At 41.2% G+C, this 22,749-nt stretch carries 12 protein-coding genes; 11 read left to right on the top strand and 1 reads right to left on the bottom strand.

All coding sequences use genetic code 11. The features are described 5' to 3' along the window. Positions 1 to 14: 14 nt before the first annotated feature. The 7 genes from FJ218_06730 (at position 15) to FJ218_06700 (ending at position 10,767) form a co-directional block, all read left to right on the top strand. Positions 15 to 1,403, top strand: coding sequence for an insulinase family protein (locus FJ218_06730; GenBank protein MBM4166594.1), 1,389 nt, complete (start codon positions 15 to 17; stop codon positions 1,401 to 1,403). 35 nt (positions 1,404 to 1,438) lie between these two features. Then, positions 1,439 to 3,259 (top strand): T9SS type A sorting domain-containing protein, encoded by a 1,821-nt coding sequence (locus FJ218_06725; protein ID MBM4166593.1) that lies wholly within the window; start codon positions 1,439 to 1,441, stop codon positions 3,257 to 3,259. A 77-nt stretch (positions 3,260 to 3,336) separates the two neighbouring features. Then, a complete protein-coding gene (locus tag FJ218_06720) occupies positions 3,337 to 5,211 on the top strand; it encodes a T9SS type A sorting domain-containing protein (GenBank protein MBM4166592.1) in 1,875 nt (624 codons plus the stop codon). A gap of 40 nt (positions 5,212 to 5,251) precedes the next feature. Further along, complete coding sequence (locus FJ218_06715) at positions 5,252 to 7,171, top strand: T9SS type A sorting domain-containing protein (GenBank protein ID MBM4166591.1); 1,920 nt, start codon at positions 5,252 to 5,254, stop codon at positions 7,169 to 7,171. 29 nt (positions 7,172 to 7,200) lie between these two features. Further along, entirely contained in the window at positions 7,201 to 8,739 is a 1,539-nt protein-coding gene (locus FJ218_06710; protein MBM4166590.1) for a glutamine synthetase, read from the top strand. 92 nt (positions 8,740 to 8,831) lie between these two features. Then, the gene (hypE, locus tag FJ218_06705; GenBank protein MBM4166589.1) at positions 8,832 to 9,866 is read left to right on the top strand and encodes a hydrogenase expression/formation protein HypE; all 1,035 of its coding nucleotides are present in this window, start codon (positions 8,832 to 8,834) and stop codon (positions 9,864 to 9,866) included. 4 nt (positions 9,867 to 9,870) lie between these two features. Further along, positions 9,871 to 10,767, top strand: a complete 897-nt coding sequence (locus FJ218_06700; GenBank protein ID MBM4166588.1) for a phosphatase PAP2 family protein — start codon at positions 9,871 to 9,873, stop codon at positions 10,765 to 10,767. Between the two features lie 31 nt (positions 10,768 to 10,798). On the opposite strand, the gene sprA is transcribed toward FJ218_06700, so the two are convergent. Then, positions 10,799 to 18,157: a cell surface protein SprA gene (gene sprA / locus FJ218_06695; GenBank protein ID MBM4166587.1), complete on the bottom strand. Its 7,359-nt coding sequence runs from the start codon at positions 18,155 to 18,157 to the stop codon at positions 10,799 to 10,801. A gap of 307 nt (positions 18,158 to 18,464) precedes the next feature. On the opposite strand from sprA, the gene ruvB reads away from it, so the two are divergent. From ruvB to nuoL, 4 genes are all read left to right on the top strand, one after another. Next, a complete protein-coding gene (gene ruvB, locus FJ218_06690; protein ID MBM4166586.1) occupies positions 18,465 to 19,511 on the top strand; it encodes a Holliday junction branch migration DNA helicase RuvB in 1,047 nt (348 codons plus the stop codon). Positions 19,512 to 19,614: 103 nt separating this feature from the next. After that, positions 19,615 to 20,292 carry a hypothetical protein gene (locus FJ218_06685; GenBank protein ID MBM4166585.1) on the top strand — a complete coding sequence of 226 codons (678 nt, stop codon included), beginning with the start codon at positions 19,615 to 19,617 and terminating at the stop codon, positions 20,290 to 20,292. A gap of 144 nt (positions 20,293 to 20,436) precedes the next feature. After that, the gene (nuoK, locus tag FJ218_06680) at positions 20,437 to 20,739 is read left to right on the top strand and encodes an NADH-quinone oxidoreductase subunit NuoK (GenBank protein MBM4166584.1); all 303 of its coding nucleotides are present in this window, start codon (positions 20,437 to 20,439) and stop codon (positions 20,737 to 20,739) included. 99 nt (positions 20,740 to 20,838) lie between these two features. Continuing rightward, positions 20,839 to 22,749 (top strand): NADH-quinone oxidoreductase subunit L (nuoL, locus tag FJ218_06675; protein MBM4166583.1); only part of this gene is annotated, 1,911 nt, incomplete at its 3' end.

Genomic DNA, 22,749 nt, shown 5'->3' with positions numbered 1-22,749 from the left:
TAACAATTTTGTTAATGACATCAACCGCATTCACACAACTCGACCGTACTATTCAACCGAAACCGGGACAACTTTCTGCGATTTCGCTTCCAACAATTCAACGCGCGGAACTTCCGAACGGATTGAAATTGATGCTTGTCGAACATCATAAACTTCCCGTTGTTACGATGCAACTCGTATTTCAAACCGGCGCTGATGCCGATGCAAATGGAAAATCCGGTGTTGCGCGATTCACGGCTTCGATGATTGATGAAGGAACGAAAACAAAATCGTCGCTCGAAATTGCCGACGCATTCGATTTTCTCGGAGCGCAATTTGCTGCAAGCGCAAATTATGATGGCTCGTTTCTTTCGCTCACAACATTGAAAGAACATCTCGATGCATCGTTTGCAAGTTTTGCTGACGTTCTTCTCAATCCGACGTTTCCAGAAAAAGAATTTTCTCGCTTGCAAAATGATTTACTCACGGGTTTATCCCAACAAAAAGATCAAGCAACAGCAGTCGCTTCGAAAGTATTTGCGAAACGTTTGTATGAAAATCATCCGTATGGAAATCAAGTGAGCGGAGATTCGGCAAGCGTAACAAATCTTTCGGTGAGCGATGTAAAAAGTTTTTACGAAACATATTACGCGCCAAATAATGCGACACTTATTTTCGTCGGCGATATTACGAAAGACGAAGCAATAACGCTTGCAAAAAAATATCTGAGCGATTGGAAAATGAAAACGCTTCCGAGTTCAACGATTTCCAAAGCCGAAAATCCGAGCGACGTAAAAATTTATCTCGTTCACAAACCCGATGCGCCGCAAACGGAAATTCGCGTGGGGCAACTTGGAACAAATCGCGCGACGGAAGATTATTACACGCTCACTGTGTTGCAGCATATTCTCGGAAGTTCCAGCGGAAGATTGTTTTTGAATTTGCGCGAAGCGAAAGGTTACACGTACGGCGCGTATGCCAATTTCGGTTTCAGAAAATCTGCCGGACCGTTTGTTGCGAGCGCGGGAGTGAAAACCGAAGTTACCGATAGTTCGATAATAGAATTTCTATACGAAATAAATCGAATGCGCGAAGAAGTTGTTGCCGATTCAGAATTTCAAATGTATAAAACCGCAGTGGTGCAACGGTTGCCGCGCACGTTCGAAACGCTGGGACAAATCGCAAGCCAATTAACTGAAATTGCGTTGTATCGTTTGCCCGATTCATATTTCAATTCGCTTTCGGATAACCTTTTCAACGTGACGAAAGAAAACGTTCACAATGCAGCGCAAAAATATTTTCAAACGGAAAAACTTTGTATCGTCGTTGTTGGCGATAAAGAAAAAATTCTTTCGCCGCTCGAAAAACTTGCGATTGGAAAAATTGTTGAATGTGATACAGATGGAAACGTTTTAAGTAAGTAGTTAGTAGATAGAAGTCAGAATTTTTAATAACCACAATGAAACACACAATCATATTTTTCACAGTACTGTTTTTTACAACGTCAATTCTTTTTTCCGAAGAAAATAAACCGCGAACTTCAATACGTGGAAAAATTGAAGAAGCGTACAAAAGTGGAAAACTTTCACACGATGAGTATCTCCTTAATTTGTTGTACAACATTGTTGACCGCACACAACTTGATAAACTATTTTACGAAGCAATTCCCGGAGTTGAAAAATGCGGAACGCCAACTTTGATGAAGTTACAGAAAGAAATGAAGTCGTCATCTTTTTTTACCCAAAACGAAATTGAGACGTTTCTTGCACGACCTCAGAAACAAAAGTTTTACAACACGCCCGAAGGAAAATTTCGCATTCATTTTGATACAACGGGAACGCACGCAGTGTATCAGCCAACAGTTGACATCAATCCTCAAAACGGAATTCCCGATTATGTAGACCGAACGGCAGAAATTTTTGACAGAGTTTGGAAATTTGAATTAGATACTCTCGGTTACGACTCTCCTGCACCCGATGGAACGGCGGGAGGCGGAAATAATTTGTATGATATATATATGCACAGAAACTCCGGCGCATACGGAGTAACGTTTACCGAAACATTTTTCCCGAATTATCTTGGGCGCGGAGGTTGGTCAAGTTATATTCACGTTGACCCGAATTTTGACGGCTTCGGATATCCCGATAGAACATTGCCGATGAAAGTAACAGCCGCGCACGAGTTTTTTCACGCGGTTCAGTTTGTCTATGGTTACGAAATCGGTTCGTGGCTGCTGGAAATATCGTCAACGTGGATTGAAGATATTGCGTACGATGCTATCAACGATTATTATTTGTATCTCAATACCCCCGCTGGTGTTTTTCGTGCGCCGCATTTAACGTTAGAAACGGCGAACGGTGAACACGAATATTCTGCCGCCGTATTCGGGCATTGTGTTTCCGAAAATTTCGGCGTGCCTGCTATAAAAAAAATCTGGGAAGAAACCATCGGTCAAACTTCAGGACTTAATGCCATTGACAGCGCAATGCGTTCTTACGGAAGTTCACTCCAGGAAATTTTCGGAACGTATGTTGTGTGGAATTATTTAACCGGAGGAAGAGCAAACACTTCTCATTCGCATTACAGCGAAGGTAGTTTGTATCCGCAAACAAGAATTCACCGCATACTCAACTCTACAACATTCGATTCAACCAACGAAGCGTTGAACGACATCGAACATTACGGAACATATTATATTTCTATTGTCGGAGATCATTCGTCGGGAACGTTTGGGCTTGCATTCAGCGACCCGTTAGGGAATCCGTATTTGGGAACCGTTATCCTCGACAGCGCCAACAGATTTACTTCCTTGACGTTCGATTTATCCATAGGAGAAGGGAGCGTTTCTATTCCTCATTGGGAAAACATTTCCAATGCAATATTTATTCCTGCGAGCGTTGCACCGTTTGGCGGAGGATTTCTCTTCGGTTATAGCGGTTCGTTCGTTCCTTCGGGCGTTGATGAAGTTACACTTGACAAGAATAAATTTTCCCTTGCGCAAAATTTTCCCAATCCATTTAACCCGAAAACCGTTATTCGTTATTCGTTATTCGTGAATAGTGTTGTGTCCTTGAAAATCTTTGATATTCTTGGAAGAGAAATAGCGGAATTGATTCACAGCGAAGTACAAGGTGCAGGAGAACACGAAATACAATTTGATGCAACGCACCTACAAAGCGGTATATATTTTTATCGCTTAAATGTATCGCAACAAGGCTCACTTGCCGAGGCGAGCAAGTTGAGTTACAGCGAAACAAAAAAATTCACCGTTATGAAATAAGGACACAGGAAAGTTTTTTCCGTCAATTCTTGAATAAACACGAGAGCGGCACAACCAATATTTTTACAACAATACTCTTGAAGAAGTTTTTTTCTTACAAAACAACGAGTCTTCTCGTTTTCGTCTTATTAGGAGGTTTCATCATTGCTTTTTCGGATAAACTGCAACAATGGAATCCCCTACATCTCCATATGCCGGGAACGCAAATCGGCGACGTTGCCCCGTTCGATAGCGTGCAAGCATGTCAATCGTGTCATCCAAAAATTTACAACGAATGGCGCGGAAGTATGCACGGAATGCTCACACGCGACCCGTTGTATTGGTCTGCGCTCGCAATTTCTTCCAAGTTCGATATTCTTCGCAGCGATTGGTGCGCGCGATGTCACGGTCCTGTAAGTTGGTTGGAAGGTCGCGCACAACCTAATGGCGAAGAATACCGACGGAAAGATTTTTTTGAAACCAATTGCGATTTTTGTCATCGAATGGTTGACGCGATGCATCCCGATTCCTCTGCGTTGTACGATATGCAAATGGGACCTCCGCGTGGATATGGCAATGCGCAATACATTATTCAATCGTTACCCGATAGGAAGCGCGGTTCACGTTCCAATAAGAATTCTCCGCATAAAACATTTCGCGATACGTTTCTGAAACAAAGTGCGTTCTGCGGTGTTTGCCACGACCAAAGTAATCCGTATGCTGCCGACCCGACGGCGCATAATGTTTTTCAAGCGTCCCATACCTACGGACCGGCGCAGCGAACATATAGCGAATGGTTGTTGAGTTGGTTTGCACAACAAGGTGAAGCGGGAACGTGTCAAACGTGTCATATGCCGAAAGTGATGAGCGAAAATTCACTCAATGGTAGAATGTATTTCGATGTTGCTCAACATTATTTTACCGGCGCAAATACATTTCTTCCGAAAATTATTCCTTACTTTCTCGATGTGTTTCCCGATGTTGATACCGTTGCATTGAAGAAAGGCGTTGAACGAAGCAGGAAACTGCTGCGAGAATCATCCGTGTTTGAAATTTCTGCTGGAAGAGTAAATGATTCTGTTCGCGTATTAGTGCGAATTACCAATACCACTGGACACAAACTGCCTACGGGAGTTTCTGCGCGTAAAATGTGGATTGCAGTTTATGGTTTCAGTGAATACGGCGATACGATATTTCGTTCCGGATTTTTCAATAAAGCAAGCGGCGAACTCCTCGAAGATGCGCAACTGAAATTGTATCAGGTGAAATTGGGAATATCGCAAACTGCATCTGCATTATTCAGTATTCCCGCTGGTCCTTCGGGATTTGCGGCATTGAACGATTCGGTATATTTTGACAACAGAATTCCTCCGCGCGGGTTTTCGTATTCTGCATTTCGGGAACGAATGGCAGAACCTGTTGGCTATCATTACGACGACGGTGCATATTGGGATGTTACGTCATACGCGATGCCGAAAGAAGTGGTAAAAGTTTCTGCGCAATTACTGTATCAACCGATAACGAAATCTACGATTGAATTTCTGCGCGATGAAAATATCGGAAATGAATTTGATTTCAATAATTTAGGTCAACGCACGTACGATGCTTGGCTTGCAACGGGAAAAGGAGTTGTGGAAGTAATGAGCGAAGATTCAGCAACAGTTGAAACTACTGCGCCGATGCTGAAACCTGTTCAAGAGTTTTCTTTTCCTATTGAGTTTCTTCTTTCGCAAAATTATCCGAATCCGTTTAACTCCAACACGACAATAGATTTTTGGATTTCCACCGATGCCGATGTTTCGCTGGTATTATATGATATTCTCGGAAACAACCTTCGAACTCTTTTTCGCGAACGTAATCAAGGTTCGCACACTGTTTCGCTTGATGGGACGACGCTGGGCAGCGGAATATATTTTTATGCGCTGAGTGTGAATGGGAAAACAAATGTGAAAAAGTTGGTTTTAATAAAGTAGTATTCAGCAATACATTTTTATTTCATTCTTCATTATTTCTATGTTCAAATTTATACTTCAAAAAAAATATTTCCTCATCTTTTCTTTCATCGCTACACAATGCTTTTCGCAAACAAACGCTGTTTGGGTGCAAAAAATAAACGGCGGAGGATTAGGCGACCCGTTTGCATACAATCCGCAAAATCATAATACGGTTTATTGCGCTTCCGGCAACAACATTATTTACCGAAGTCTTGACCGCGGAAGAACGTGGCATTCTTACGATACGGTGAGCAACGGAAATCAGATAAAATTTATCGCCGTGCATCCCAGCGATACATTATCAATGGTTGTTGGACAAGAAGCAGGTCCTCCCGATAGAATAATGAAAACAACAAACGGGGGACAAACGTGGTTTCATACGTGGAGCGGAAATTTTTCCTACTACGGACGTCCTATTGCTTACGAACCGAATCATCGCGATTTGATGTACACCGAAGGCGGCGATACGTTGTACAAAAGCGTGGATTTCGGAAGCACGTGGCAATTCGTGCGAAGAACAAATGATGTTGGAGGAACCGGAGTTGGTTTTAACTCGTGGGATTGTGCCGTCATTCGTCCCGATAACGATAAAATTTTATACGTCGGCGATAACGGAAATGGTTTATGGAAATCTACGGATGGCGGAATGACGTGGACACAAAAACATCTTCACAGTGGCGAATATCCGATACTTGTAATTGACCACTTCGAACCGCGCATTGCGTATGCGGCTCGTTGGGGAGGTGTTCGTGGGTTTATGAAAACATCCGACGGCGGCGATACGTGGTATGATATTCCACAACTGAATAATCGCAACACGTGGGGACTATCCGTATCGCTCGAAAATCCCGGTTATGTGTATGTGGGAACGTACGGAGAGCCGTTGAATTCGACAGGTGGAGTTTATATTTCCCGCAATTACGGAGAAACATTTATCCGCACTTCCGATAGTTTGACAAGTGGAAGCAATTACGCAGTGTTAGCAATTGATTCGATGAATATTTATGCGCTGCAGGCAAATGGAATTTGGAAACTTCGCTTTCCCGGAACTATCAGTGGGATTGTCTTCAACGATGAAAATGGAAATGGCATTCGTGATTCGAGTGAAGGAACGTTAGAGGATTTCAAAATTCGATTGACGGGAGTTAAAAAAGATTCTCTGTTGTCAAATGAGAATGGCGAATATCGTTTTCAACTTGTGAAACCCGGAAATTATTCCGCAATAATTATTCCTCCTGCAAAATGGATTTCGACGTCTCCCGCGAACGGAACGCACACCGTAACGCTCATTGACGGCGAACATTTTACGGAAAAGAATTTTGGCGTTGTATGGAATGCGCCCATGTTTGCTGTGGATAAAGATACCATTGTGTTCACTTCTGTATTTATTGACTCGCTTGTGTCCGATAGTTTTTTTGTTCAAAATTTAGGAACGGTTCCGCTTGTTATTTCTTCAATTACAACAACGGATAGCGCATTTTCCGTTGTCCCGAACTTTGATACTCTTGCGGCACATTCACAAAAAAAATATTCTGTTTCGTTTTCATCTTCGAATGTTGGTGTACATTCAGCGCATATTATTTTTACGCATAATGCGGATACGTTGCAGGATAGCGTATTTGTTGTTGCAGAAGTTGTTACCGATGTGAAAGAAGAAAGAAATCTTCTTCCTTCCAATACCTTGTTGCTTCAAAACTATCCGAATCCGTTTAATCCAACGACCACTATCCGCTTTTCACTATCCACTACTGCGCTTGTTTCTTTGAAAGTGTACGATGCGTTAGGAAGAGAAGTAGCGGAGTTATTGAAGAACGAAGTAAAAAATAAAGGGATGCACAACATAGAATTTGACGCAACCAATGTACCGAGCGGAATGTATTTTTATCAACTTGTTTCCGAAAATGAAAAACAAACAAGAAAACTTTTATTGCTCAAGTAACAGAACACCAACGAGGCAAATATTTTTTTATGAATTTCAACTACGCGCTTGCAAACCCCGTTTCGGTACTCGCCGATAAACCGCGTGAACAATTTACGCGTGAAGATTTCATTCGTATCATCGAGTTGAAAAACATTGAACATATTACGTTTCATTACACTGCGCTCGACGGAAAACTGAAAGAATTGAAAATTCCCGTTTGCAATCGAATGCAGGCGGAACGCATTCTTGCCGAAGGTGAACGCGTTGACGGTTCGTCGCTGTTCAAAGGAATGGTAGATATTTCTCTTTCCGATTTGTATGTTGTTCCCGTGTACAAAACTGCATTCTTTAGTCCTTTCGATGATAGAAGTTTGGATTTTATCTGCAGATATTTTTTGCGCGACGGAACGTTTGCACCATTTGCGCTCGATACGATTTTGCGCCGCGCCGCCGATTTATTCAGAAAAAAAACATCGGCAGATTTGTATGCTCTCGGCGAACTGGAATTTTTTTTGTTGAGCGAAACAACAGCAAGAACATTCATTGGGCAAAAACAACGCGGCTATCACGGCTCTGCACCATTTATCAAAAGCGGAGAAATTGTGAACGAAATGGCGCGCTATATTACACAAATCACCGGCGCAGTAAAGTACACACACAGCGAAGTTGGTTACATCGAAAACATTAGCGGAGATGAAAACGAAATTGACGGAAAACGCGGCGAACAATTTGAAATCGAATTTCTGCCGATGCCGATTGAAGATGCCGCAGATAATGTTGTGCTTGCCCGGTGGCTTGTTCGAAATGTTGCGCATAAAAATAATTGTGTTGCTACGTTCACACCAAAACTGGAAGAAGGAATTGCGGGTAATGGTATGCATTTTCATATCGCGGTTATGCGTGATGGGAAAAATCGTATGCTCGATGACAATGGAACATTATCACTCGAAGCAAAAAAAGTTATCGGTGGACTATGTACGTACGCCGATTCGCTCACAGCATTTGGCAATACCGTTTCATCCGCATATCTGCGGTTGGTGCCAAATCAGGAAGCACCGACAAAAATTTGCTGGAGCGATTTAAATCGTAGTGCGATGATTCGTGTTCCGCTTGGATGGTCAAATGTCAGTAATCTTGCGATGAAATTAAATCCGCAGCAAACAACGGAATTTCACGATACGATTGGAAGACAAACGGTTGAATTGCGAAGTCCCGATGGAAGCGCAATTGTACATCTGCTTCTTGCTGGAATAACGCTCGCCGCAGAATGGGGTTTAACAAATGACGATGCGTTGAGAATTGCGAATGAAATGTATGTAACCGGGAATATTTTTCACGACAAGGAATTGCTGAATAAACTTTTTTCGCTTCCGAAAAGTTGTGTGGAGTCATCGCGCATTTTGCTTGCAAAAAGAAATTTGTACGAACGAGAAAATATTTTTCCGAGAAGCGTCACTGAGTATGTTGCAAAACTTCTTCAGGCGGAAAATGATGAAGAGATGAATAATTACCTTATAGATTTACCTGCCGACGATAGACTACACGAAACACGAAAAATTATGCATAAGGATTTGCATCGGCATTGAAAGCGCAGAGAGCAAATAGCAATTAGCATTTAGCGTACAGCAGAAATTTTTCTCAATAGAAAATCTAAAATTGTCATTCTAAAATCCCGAATATGTTTTCTTGTCCAATTCCTATCTCTGATTATCCTTCTGTTCTTCTATCACACGGAAGCGGAGGAAAACTTACCCAACAACTTATTCAGAAAATATTTTTTCCTCAATTTCAAAATGCATTTCTTGAGCCGCTTCACGATGGCGCAATCGTAGAAATAAACGGGATACGATTTGCATTCTCTACGGATTCCTACGTTGTCAATCCGATTTTTTTCCCGGGAGGAAATATCGGCGAACTTGCGGTGAACGGAACAGTGAATGATGTAGCAATGTGCGGAGCAAAACCGCTGTTTCTTTCCTGCGCTTTTATTATTGAAGAAGGATTTGCGATGGAAGAGTTGTGGCGCATTGTTCAATCAATGCAAGGAGCGGCGAAGAAAGCAAACGTGCAAATCATTACAGGCGATACAAAAGTTGTGGATAAAGGAAAAGGTGATAAAATTTTTATCAACACTTCGGGAATTGGAATCGTTGGAAAGGAAAGAAATATTTCGCCGAAAAATGTGAACGTTGGCGACAAAATAATTTTAAGCGGAACTATTGCGGAACACGGAATTGCAATAATGAGTATGCGCGAAGGATTGCAATTTGAAACAGAAATTCAAAGCGACACGGCGCCTTTGAATGATTTGGTTGAAACGATGTTTTCTGCAAGCAACAACATTCACGTTCTTCGCGACGCTACGAGAGGAGGCGTTGCAAGCGTATTGAATGAAATTGCAGAAAGCGCACACAAAGGAATTGGTATTACTGAAGATAAAATTCCTGTGAAAGAAGAAGTTACCGGCGCATGCGAAATTCTTGGTTTTGACCCGCTGTATATTGCAAACGAAGGAAAACTTCTTGCGTTTGTAGAAAAAAATGACGCAGAAAAAATATTGATCGCAATGCGACAACATCCGTTCGGAAAAAATGCAACGATTATCGGCGAAGTTGTTGATGAGCATAGCGGAGTTGTAGTAATGAAAAGCAAAATCGGCGGAACGCGTGTTGTTGATATGTTAAGCGGAGAACAGTTGCCGCGAATTTGCTGACGGAATGAAAATGGTTCATAAAAACCTTCAAGGGTTTACGGTAATGAAATTTGCTTTACAGAAATACTTTTGTTCACTTCAACAACAAAAAACCTTAAAGGTTTTGCATAACTCTGCAATTCTTTTTTTCCTCATCCCATTTTTTTATTCTCTTTCCGTTGCTCAATCTCCGTTTGAAAGTTCGTGGAAAAAAGACGGAATAATCGTTGCGGGAAGTATCGGAATTGCATTTCTTGTGGCTTCACTTGATGATTCATTGAAATCGTTATCGTTGAATGAAATTTCCAAACTCCAGAGAAACGAAATCAATGTTTTCGACCGATGGGCAACACAATTTGCCTCGGAAAAAATTTCTCTCGGAAGCGATTATCTGGTTGCTGCGTGCATTGCCGCTCCTGTTGGTTTCATTATTTCAGATAAAAATATGAGAGACGATTGGAAAACAATTTCAACAATGTATATTGAAACTGCTTTACTTGCAACGTTTCTTCCTTCGATTGCCAAAGGAACACTGAAGCGAAATCGTCCGTATGTGTATAATGAAAATGCGCCGTTGTCATTGCGTCAAGATATTGAAGGCGACCGTTCATTTTTTTCGGGACATACGACTTGGGCGTTTGCTTCGATGACGTTTCTTGCGAGTGTGTATTCTGCGTATTATCCTCGTTCCCAATCCAGCAAAACGGTTTGGTCTGTATCAATGAGCGCGGCAAGTTCCGTAGGATTGATGCGCATTTTTTCCGGCGCGCATTTCCCGACGGATATCATTGTTGGTGCGATTGTCGGAAGCGCAATCGGGGTAGGGATTCCGTATCTTCATCGAATTGAGAACAACAACATTTCGGTTATTCCTTCGTATAAAAATTTTGTGAAAGGAATTACGGTGCGTTTCAGGATATAAAAACACGCAACTTTTTCAAATCGTACAACTTTTACTGTATCGAAATCTTCAGATCTAATCCTGCTTCGTTTGTTGTTGTTCCAGGAATGTTGGATCCGCCTTCGTCAGGTTTGATGCTGGTGTAGCGATAAAAAATTGCAAGAGAAACACGCGAACTCAAAATGTAGCGAATGCGCGGTTCCATTTGTGTACGTGTTGTTCCTCCTTGCGGAATTCCTTTTTGGTCTTGCGCAAGTGTGAGTACATCGTACGAGTTAGCGGAATTTTCAGAGAGGGTAAAATTAAAACTGAAATCAATATCGTTTTGCAGTGAAAATCCAAACAACGGAATTTCAAATCCGCGTTTTGTGTATCCGAGCGTTCCTGCAATTTCCCGCGTGAACGTTTCTTTCATATCTGCGCTTGACGCAACGAGGTCGTACGCCGTTTGTGTATTGTACCGCAGAGAAAAATTCAGATTCCCTTTCCACATTTCCACAAATGTCGCATTGATCCCTGCAAGCGGCTGAAATGCAAACATCACTTTTGCGTTTTCTGTGCGTTGTGTTTTTCTATCGGATAATACGGTGAACGTCCGCGTAAATGTAGATTGATACGTATGCTCGAAACTCAAAGAAGAAAAAATTCCGGTGAAGGTGGACATTTTTTCTAATCCTCCCCAACGGAACGAATAATTTGCACGCGGAACAAACTCACCTAAAATTTTACTCAGAATCGGAAAAGTTTCTAATCCTTCTTCAAACGCTTTAGCAACATCTTCATTGGAGAGAGAACCGCCGGAAGATTTTTTTAAAGCAATTGTGCCGACGTTTTTTAAATACGATTTCGTTGGCTTAAACAAAGGAATCGGCAACATCAAAAATGTTCTGTCAATACTTCCGCCGCCGCGAAACGAAGTTGAAGAAGCGACTTTGTTTCCGTCAAAATCCGTGTTGAATGCTTCATTTTCATTATTTGCCCATCCAACAGACCAGTTCAATTCAATGCGCGCACCTTCCCACAAATTGCGCGAAGTTTTCAACGTGAGTTTGTTCGTTTGCCCATAATCATCCACTAATTGCGGGCGAATGGTGTCGCCGAGAATTCTTCCGAGCGAATCTTTGATAATATTTCCCAACGTATCATATTTCGGTTGAAAAAATTTCCGTGCGCGAATATCTCCGGGAGAACGCGTTAATCCTAACTGATACAACGCTGATGGTCCGTTTTCTATGGTGCTTCCTGAAAAAAATTGTGAACCCCAAAAGTTATGAAGTCCCGTTGCGTTTTCACCGGCAATGCCGCTGTTTGCAGATTTATTGGTTTGAGAAAAATTGATTTGGATGTTATCATAATCTAACAACGGAACTTTCAGAAACATTCGCGCAAGTTCACCTAATTTTTCTCCGATGGGAACGCTTGGTGTTTTCTCATCGTACGTTGTATCGGGCGGTGTACTTTTTTGTGTCGAATCCGGAAGAAGTTCTTTTCGTTCACGCATTCCTCGTCCTCTTCCGCGTTCTACCAGTTCTTGTTTTGGCGCTTCTGTTCGGCCGGTTCCAACGGGAAACCACAAGTCTGCAAGTTGTTTCAACTTCACATTAAAACCCAAATCAATTTGATTGCTCCATCCTGCGCTTTGACCGATTTCCCCTTGAAATTTCGATGACCATCCGTAATCAACTTTGTATCCGCCGCCCAAATCGAGATACTTGGGAATATCAAATACATTAGGAATTGTTGGCTTCAATTGCAACGAAACATTTTGTCCGTATCGTGAATCTTCACCAAGGTCAACAATTTTTTTGGAAACAAATAACTTTCGAACGATTTTAGAAAACGAATAGAGTGTATGAGTAGAAGAATCTTCTTCGAGGTGCGTCGGAACACTTTCAGCAGAAAGAGAATAACTTCCGTTCACGTTCAGCAATCCGCCTTCGCTCACTTTCCATCCGAATCCGAACGAACGATTTGCAAGAAAATTTGATGTCAAATTTTTTTTTCTTCCTGCTCGCGCTATTTCTTCTTTTCTATCGCGCCGTGCATCAACATTCCATTGAATTTTTCCCGGCGTGTAAAAGAATTTATATTCTTTATAGTCTTTGAGAATAGGAATATTTGCAAAAACGGTTTTAAATGGCTGAATATAATAATCTGCAGGAAACGATAAATCGTACGAAATTCTTCCATTCCATCCCCATAATTCGCTGGAAAGAAATTGCGGGTTCGTATCGCGCTGAATATTGTAGTTAGCAGAAAACGAGAGCCGATTGATTGTTTGGTCAATAAACCATGCGTTTGAGGGAACAGCAAAATGAATAGTCGGCATTGCAAACACGTGTGCAACAGAGCGCGTTTGGGAGGAAAGTTCGAGAGAATCGGTGTTGTTGCCTTCTTGTTGTAGCCGATGAATAGTTTTTTCTACGATAATATCGGTGCCTTGAAAATATCGTGGTTGTCGTTTTCGTTGCGAGTACGTATAACTGAACGGCAATGTTGTTCCTTGCCAACTTTGCGGCAAGAATTTTTCAAAACCAATATCAAAACTAAATCCTAAATCCTTTGCAACTTCTCTGCTTCCGAAGCGTTGTTCGAGCGTATGAAAAAATGGGTCTGTTTCTGAATACGATACTCGCACATTTCCCAAGTCTGCGAGTTTAACGCTGGAGTTTATACGATATGCCCAACCGGGAGTGTTGTCAACATCAACAAGTCGCAATTCATTTACCCACACGACCCCGGAAATAACATTGTCCAAATCAAGGGGAAATCGTTGCGGTGATGGATTGTTTGGAGGGTTTGTAACTCCTATGCCTATATATGCAATGCGGGAAAGTGAAGGATTGCCGCGCACTCCATAATAGGCACGAGGAACACCATTGGAAACGCGACGATATTTTACATTCACTGTTGTCGCAGAATCTCTTCCTTGTTTTAAAGAAGTGAGCTCGGCAAAATCAATGGTTACAAAATTTTCTTTGGGCCATTGTTGTTCCGGGGTGATGGATGAACCCGCAGGACGTAGCGGTGCGCGGTATTCGTAATAATTATTCGCATCGTTTCCAAAACGAATATAGAAATCGGCATCGTAATTGAGCGAATCTATGAAGCGAAATCCATTTCTTGTAACAGCATTGTACTGTTCTCCATGGACGAACATTTTCATTTGTTTGTAATTCAGAACATCCAACGGTTTCATCGGAGAAGTAAAATAACGCACTGCTTGATATTTTGCGCTATCTTGCTGGTTACGCGCATCGGGCATATCCGTTACAATGAGAGCAAGCGCTTGTTCATTGAACTGAACATTTTGGTCGGGTTTCGTTTTGTCTTTTTCGCGAACTACGCCCGGCGGAATACTATATTCGGGATTGTCTTCTACATTGACAACGGATGTTTTTAATACACTGTCGTTACGCGTGTATTCTAACCATTGATTTCCAACAATACTGAAATCGGCAATACGAACAAGTACATCGGTGCTATGTTGAAAGCCCGATAGCCAAACGCGTATATATTCAACGTTTTCCAGCGTAGGAGTTCCGATACGACGCGTTGCTTCGGAAAGCGGGATACGAAATTGATACCATCCGTTATTTCCGCCTCCAACAATCAACGGGTTTTGTTCGGGAACAGAAGTGTTCAAGTCAATTTCGTACTCAAAATAATTATTGGATACGTCTAAATTATTGTTGCCGTTTAAATCTTCCGTGTCCGGAAATCTTCCCGCAATGCTTTCGTGATTGTTATCGGTTCCGTTGATGTTTGAATAATTATTAGAGGATGGACCGGCAAAATCATAATTGTCTCCACTTGCGTCGCCGATCAGCACCGTCGGGTCAACAGGTTGTTTCAGTTTTTTTCTTAATGTATCTGCATTTCGTTCTTGTTCATCTGTTAGCATATCAAGACCAACATCTTCACCTTCGTTCACATTGAGGATTCCGTTTGGAACCGAAAATGCTATGAGGTCTTCCGAATTCAATGTATAATTCGGTATGATGTCTTCGGAAATTTGTCCCAAATCAATCATCATTTTTCCGGTAGAAAGGTCGTCGTTGTTTCTTACTTGCATCCAAATTTCGATGTACGACATATTTTGATTCACAAGATTATTCGACGAAGAACTCATTGCGCGCATTATTCCTGCCCAATCTAATTCGCGTGCTGTTTCATCAGTCGTAGTCTTTGTATAATTATACATACCTCGTTCGCGCGGTTTCATTCGCAAATCTAAAACTGTTACGTTGTTTTCTCCCGCCGCAGTGCTGCGTTTGGGCCAAATACTATCGCTGATAACTGTTCCGGAGGGAGGAGTGTACCACATCAGTTTCGAACGGTATGTTGCCGTCGTTGTATCCGCATCGTATCCCCGTTTCGGTGGGCTTGCGAGTTTCCATTGCGAGAAACTTGTTCCGAGTGTTATGGAACGTTGCGCGCCTTCAAAATCGTCAATGTATGCAATGCTTTTATCGGTTTCGCCAACAATAGTGCTTTTTTTTGTGTTCGCATTCGGGTCCATATATGCGGCTTCGGCAGTAATAACAATTTCTGAAGGCTCTCGCGTTTGAAACAGCGGAAGCGCATTCAATGCATCCGTGAGCAACGGCATGGAAATTGATGATTTAAAATCGAAACCCATCATCAAATTATTTGTTGGCTCTTCTGTTAATCGCACTTTGTCGCTCAACGTTTGCTGATTCAGATTCATTAACGTTGCACCAAGTATCGTGTTGGGGAACGGTTCTGTTTCGAGCCGCGCGCCTAATAATGTTTTTGAAGCAAGTTGGAATAAATCATTTTGTTCGAACAAAATTTGCAAATCTGCTCCCGGAACAAGAGCAGATTCGTTTTTGATGATAACGTCTCCTAAAATATAATCCACTGTATAATCAACATTGGGGATTAACGGGCTTCCATTGTGTAAAACTTTCACGCTTCCTTCAACAACATTGAACCCAAGATTAAACCGCGAAGTAATATCCGCAGTGTATTTCCCGCGAATAATGTAGTTGTCCAATCCCGGAACACGCTTCGCTTCTTCCAACGTGCTATCATAAATCTGATGAAACGTATACTGAAGAATTGCTGTATCGGTTGAGTTGAAATAATTGATGATAGTGGAATCAAAAGGACGAAGCGTCGGGAAAATAATTTCGCCGCGCGATTGGTCAATTGTTAAACCAGGAGCGAAATCAAATTCGCCGTCAGGAATTGTTGCTCCTTGTGCATTGCGTTTGTCAAGTCCCAATATGGTAACTAATTTTACTTCTTGTCCAAACGGATTAATGCTTTCTTTTTTTTCGTTTAGTTTTTCGTAGAAAATTTTTAGTTCAAATCCTTTGTCTTTTAAATTTTTTGCGCCTAAACTCAAAATATTTTTCAATTGCATTTTCCATGCTTGCGTGTACGAAGGGAGTAAGTTTTTCGGACGAACAAGTTTTAAAATCAACACACTTTCCGAGTTGTTATTATCGCTCGAAAATTCGCCGAACACTTCATCATCAGTTTCATTTCCTGTATTGCCTTCGATACGATATGCAATCGCAATTGCTTGGTCGTTGCTTGGCGCTCTGTTCAACGTAATGTAACCGGTTTCTCGATGGAATGTGTATTCTGATTTTTCTAATTTATAAAAACTTCCGACTACGGTATCTCCTCCGGAGCCGCCTTGAATTACTCGAATAGAATCATACACTGAAGGAATAGTATCTGATGACAAGTAGGATGGAAGGTTCAGCAGAGCAACAACTTTTCTGTCTCCGGGTTCTGGTCTGCTGTTGCTCCGAGTTATCCATACTTCTTCGTCTTTTATCTGCAAGCGCGCATCTACAATGGAAGGAATATTATTGTAATAATCCACGAACTTGCTTCTATACAGCGTATCAACAAAATAGTGGTTTGTGGAATAATCCCACGGCTTTACCTCGAACGGTGTTTCTTTTGAACCGCCTTTGACCGTTACATCTTTTATTTGTCCTTTCTTTTGTGATACAAGAGAATACAAGGTAACGGGACCTAATTGCATTTTTGCTTTTACTCCAAACAATGCGGCGCTGCTTCCAAAAAATCCCGGCGCTTGCATCGAAACGTTTCCTGCTTCGACACTTTGAATTATTTCATCATCGTACCCCGTGTATTTGAGTTTCAATTGATTTTCATATTCAAACGTGCGTTGCGTATTCCAATCGGAAAGAATATTGAGTTTATCGCCGATTGTTCCGTTCACGTTCACTTGCACTTCCTGATTGAAATTCGGGTCTGTTTGTAATTGGTCGCGCGCCGAAGTAGAAACCAAATCACTTTTTTGTGTTCGAAATCCTGCGTGAATATCCACTGAACCTGAAACGTGCAAATTGATTCTTGGAGGACCAAAAATACTAAACAACGGATTTGCGGGAATAGGAATATCAATGTTCGTAATCGTTCCAAACAACGAACCGAGTGCGTCTTTTCCTTCGTTTTTGAAACGGTATAAATACACGCTATCTTCCCAAAGTTTTCGTTGTTCATACGCGATTCGTTCTTTAATATATTCGTCCAAGGTCATCGTTTGCGGAATACGCATATCTTTACCGTACCAAAATTCGCGAACAAAGATAAATGTTCCCGAAGTATCCATTTCGACTTTTTTTTCGTACGCAGGATGATTGACGGCAAGAGAAAACGAATGTTGTTTTTTTGAAAACGCGTATGCAAACAATGGAACTCTCTGTTTCGAATTCCATTGTCGTATCCGTTCGGAAGAATCGCCTTCGATGATGTACGAAGTATCGCGCATTAATCCGAGTGCGATACTATCTATTCGCGCATCGCGTCGAAGTGTATCTCTTCTCGGCTCAACAGTTCCTTTTGATGGTTTGGACATTTTTTCGTCTTCCTTTTTTTCTTCCCCTTCTCCTTCTTCTTGTTCAATTTTTCCTTCTTTTTCTTCTTCTATTTTTTCTTTTTCGCTTACTTCATCTTTGGTAATGGGGGGAGATGTTTTTTTCTCTTCAACAGATGTGTCGGAAGAAATTTTTTCCGTTGTGTCTTGTTGCGCTTTTGTAATTTGTTTTGTACTATCTATAGAAAATGGAGAAGCCGCAACGCTCGTAGTTTCTTTTACCGAAGGAATCTGTTGTGATACAATTGCGCGAGAAGTTTCCGGTTTCGAAATGATATTCGTTGAATCCACGTGTTTGTTTTCCGAAAAGATTTCTTGAGCAACGGACACGGATTCAGGTTCCTGAGGTTTGAGAAGAGTATCTTTCGTTGATGGAATTTCGGGAGGAAAAATTTTCTTTTGGTGCGTAGTATCAACGGAAATAGCAGGAAGTGTTGGCTTGTCGCGAAAGGTACGAACCACCACCACAGCAGTAGCCACAACACCAGCAGTTACAATAATTGCCGTTGCTGTATATTGACGCAAGAATGAAATAAAACGCTGTACTATTGAGCGAAAACCCACGTACGTTAATTAAAGATTTTAACTAAATAAAAAATGAAAATAGTAGCGAAGAGGTATAATAATTAATTTCCTTTTTATTGTGGACAAAATTACAAAAAAAACAGCAATGAAATCAAATAACAGTCCGAGAGTTGGGACGATGAAAATTTAAGGAAAACAAATGAAAAATTTATTTTTTTGTTAAACAACAAACGCGCAACGTACGTTTCCTTTTTTTAAAAGAATTGTTGTTCAAAGAAAGTATTTTTTGTAGTTTTCAACCGAACTTATGAACAGAACGTACATTACAACGCCCGAGCAGTTGGAAGACGAGCGCGATTTCGATACAACACTTCGCCCTAATTCGCTCCACGAATTTTGGGGACAAGAAAAAATTGTGAACAATCTTCGCATTTTTATTTCTGCCGCGAAACAACGCAAAGAACCGCTGGACCACGTGTTACTCACGGGACCTCCCGGTTTAGGAAAAACAACTCTTGCGCATATTATCGCAAACGAAATGGGAAAAAAAATTCATATAACATCGGGACCTATCCTCGACAAACCGTATAATTTAGCGGGAATGTTATTGAAGTTGGAACAAGACGAAATACTTTTCATTGACGAAATTCATCGCCTCAATACTGTTGTTGAAGAATATTTATATTCTGCTATGGAAGATTTTCGTTTGGATATCATCAACGATTCGGGACCTAATGCGAGCAGTGTGCAACTGGAAATAAAAAAATTCACACTTGTTGGAGCGACAACTCGCGCGGGATTATTAAGCGCGCCGCTTCGTTCGCGTTTCGGAATTCCCAACCGGCTCGATTATTATACGCCGAATATCTTGTTAGAAATTCTCCGACGTTCTTCGAAAATACTTGGCGTTGAAGCGAAGGAACAAGGATTACAAGAAATTGCGCTTCGCTCGCGGGGAACGCCGCGAATCGCGAACCGTTTGCTCAAACGTTGCAGAGATTTTGCGCAAGCGGATCCTTCATTAAAAGAATTCAAACGTATCATCACGAAAGAAGTTGCCCAGAAAACGCTCAACGAACTTGAAGTAGATAGCAACGGATTAGATGAAATGGATAAAAGAATTCTTCTCACGATTATTGAAAAATTTAAAGGAGGTCCAGTAGGAGTTGGCACGATTGCCGCCGCCGTTGGTGAAGAAGCGGGAACGATTGAAGAAGTGTACGAACCGTATTTGATGCAGGAAGGATTTCTTCACCGTACTCCGCGCGGAAGAGAAGCGACAGAAATTGCCTACAAACATTTCGGAATGTTGAAAAAAGTTCATACGGGATCAAGTTTATTTCCAACAAATTAACATCCCACGTATTATTGATTAAAGAATTTCGTTTTTTTGCCGATAATATATTTAGCAACACTCAACTTATTTTTTTCACCTTAATAAAAGAACGGAGAAATTTATGAAGCGATACACAAAATATGCAACGCTTCCACCATGTCAACTCAACCGCGACGGCGTTATCAAGTTATTTGAACTGATGCGCGGCGACCATATGCCAACGATGCAGGAAGAACATATCGAAATTTCAACGCAACTTGACGATATGCGACTTTCGAGCGACAGTATCGCAGAATTTATCAGTCATCCCGAACTTCCCGATACATTGGAAGATTTAGCATACGAAATGATGATATGGAACGAAGAAGGGAAAATGAAAAAATTCGTTTTCCTCTCGCTGAACAAAGATGCTGTTTGGCTTCGTGTTGATGGAAACGAACCGATTTGGGTGAATGGAAAGTTCACACAAATTTCCGATTATTTATATTCTAAAAAATCATGGTTCGTTTCGTGGAAGAAGATATTTGCATCGTTGCAATTACTTGTTCCTATTATTACCTTTATTGCACTTGCATTTTTTATGCAACGTGGCGAAGAAATACAAACATTTGCAACGGCGTTATTCTTCGGATTATTTCTCGCCGATGTATATTTTTTTAAGAAAGGAAAACTTTTCCCAAATATTGACATTGACCTTGTTGGCAAATCGAAACTATTGGACGGACAAACTATCCTTGTGATGCTTACGTTGATCACATTTACTGCTGCCGTGATTACGTCGCTTATGTTGTTGCGATGAACGGAAGTTCTTTCAAAAAAAGAGTCTTCTTGCAAAAAGGAGACTCTTTTGTTTTTAAAAGCAAGTTTGTACTTCCTCGGATTTTCCCTAACTTTTCCACCGAAAATTCAATTGTAAATCGAAATTCTAAATTCGTATATCACCTTGATTCCTCTTCAACATTATCTCATTCTCAGCGCAATACTTTTTACAACGGGAGTCGTTGGCGTTCTCACACAGCGAAATGCAATTGTAGTGTTTATGTGCATTGAACTTATGCTCAACTCCGTCAATCTTTCGCTCATTGCATTTTCGCAATTCATCGGAAATGCAACGGGACAAATTCTCGTATTCTTTGTAATGACGGTTGCCGCCGCTGAAGCCGCTGTTGGTCTATCAATCGTCATCGCATTGTATCGTAACAAACAAACATTGTTTCTCGATGAAATCAATATTATGAAATGGTAGTTCGTTATTAGTTAATAGTTATAAGTTAATTGAAAGTAATTGCAACGGTCAACGGACAATTGACTACTGACAAAATGTAAAATATAAAATGTAAAATTGATGAACTTCGCTCCATATATTATCATATCTCCGCTCGTTGGTTTTCTCCTGAATGGATTATTCGGAAAGAAAATTTCTAACGAAAAAATTTCCGGCACAATTGGAAGTCTTGCCGTATTTATTCCGTTTGTAATTGCTTGCGGAATATTTTGGGAAATGATTCACTTACCAATCGAAGAACGCGCACACATCATTCAACTTTTTAATTGGTTTGAAGTCGGTTCACTTTCAATTCCGTTTGCATTACAAATTGACCAACTTTCCATTTTGATGACTCTCATCGTAACCGGCGTTGGATTTTTGATTCACGTATATAGCATCGGTTATATGCACGGCGATAAAGCGTTCTGGCGTTTCTTCACGTATTTAAATCTTTTCATCACGATGATGTTGTGTCTCGTGTTGGGAAATAATTTTCTCGTGATGTTTCTCGGTTGGGAAGGCGTTGGCTTGTGTTCATTTCTTCTCATCGGATTTTGGCACGATAGAAAATTTGAAGTCGGCGGCGCAGATAACAATTCGATGACAACTGATGCGGCGAAAAAAGCATTCGTTGTCAATCGCGTTGGCGATTTCGGTTTTCTCATCGGAATGTTTTTGATTTATTCCTTATTCGGAACTTTGACATTCACCGATGTATTTTCAAAAGCCGCAACGTTGCAAAGCGGAAGTTCGATTTTGTTTTGGATAACATTATGTTTGTTCATCGGCGCAACGGGAAAGTCTGCACAAATTCCGCTGTTTGTTTGGCTTCCCGATGCAATGGCGGGACCAACGCCGGTTTCAGCATTGATTCATGCGGCAACGATGGTTACTTCCGGAATTTATATGATTGCACGATGTTCAATTCTCTTTGCGCTCGCTCCTGATACAATGCTGATTGTTGCTGTTGTCGGAATTTGCACCGCAGTTTTCGCCGCATCTATTGGGCTTGTGCAAAACGATATTAAAAAAGTTCTTGCATACTCAACTGTTTCACAACTTGGATATATGTTTCTCGCGCTCGGTGTTGGCGCATTCACTGCCGGAATTTTTCACGTGATGACGCATGCATTTTTCAAAGCACTTTTGTTTCTCGGAAGCGGAGCCGTGATTCATGCAATGCACGAAGAACAAGACATTCAAAAAATGGGCGGATTGAAAAAATATTTACCGATTACGTTTGCAACATTTTTGATTGGAACAATTGCAATCGCAGGCATTCCACCGTTCGCGGGATTTTTTAGCAAAGACGAAATTTTATGGAAAGCATATTCGCAAGGAAATATTGTGCTGTGGTTACTCGGAGCAATCGGCGCGGCACTTACTGCGTTTTATATGTTCCGCCTTGTTTCGCTTACGTTTGAAAACACGCCGCGTTTCGATTCACATCATACACATCCTCACGAAGCGCCAAAAACAATGACGATTCCATTGATGATACTTGCTGTGCTTTCCATCGTTGGTGGATTTGTTGGAATTCCCGAATCACTCGGTGGTGGAAATGCTCTCGAAAAATTTCTCGAACCGATTTTCGAAAAAGCGCAATTTCGTTTACCGCTTCATCACGAAGGTTCACATTCAATGGAATATATATTGATGGCTGTTTCTGTTGCAATCGCAGTAACAAGTATTTTCTTTGCAAGAAAAAAATATGTTGCGCAAACGCTTCCTGTTGAAAATAATTCTAACGGATTTCGAAAACTGCTCTGGAATAAATATTACGTTGATGAGATTTACAATTTTCTTTTTGTCAATTCTACATTCAAACTTTCGGAAAGTTTCTTGTGGAAAATTTTCGATATAAAAATTGTTGATGGCATGGTGAACGGAACTGCATCGCTCATTGCAATCATCAGCGGACAACTTCGGAAAATACAAGTTGGTGTTGCTCAAAGTTACGCCGCGGCTTTTGTTGTTGGAATAATTGTT

Source organism: Ignavibacteria bacterium (assembly GCA_016873775.1).
Classification (GTDB): Bacteria; Bacteroidota; Ignavibacteria; order UBA10030; family F1-140-MAGs086; genus JAGXRH01.
The sequence above is the reverse complement of the archived record's forward strand: the minus strand, read 5'-3'. Positions and strand labels throughout refer to the sequence as shown.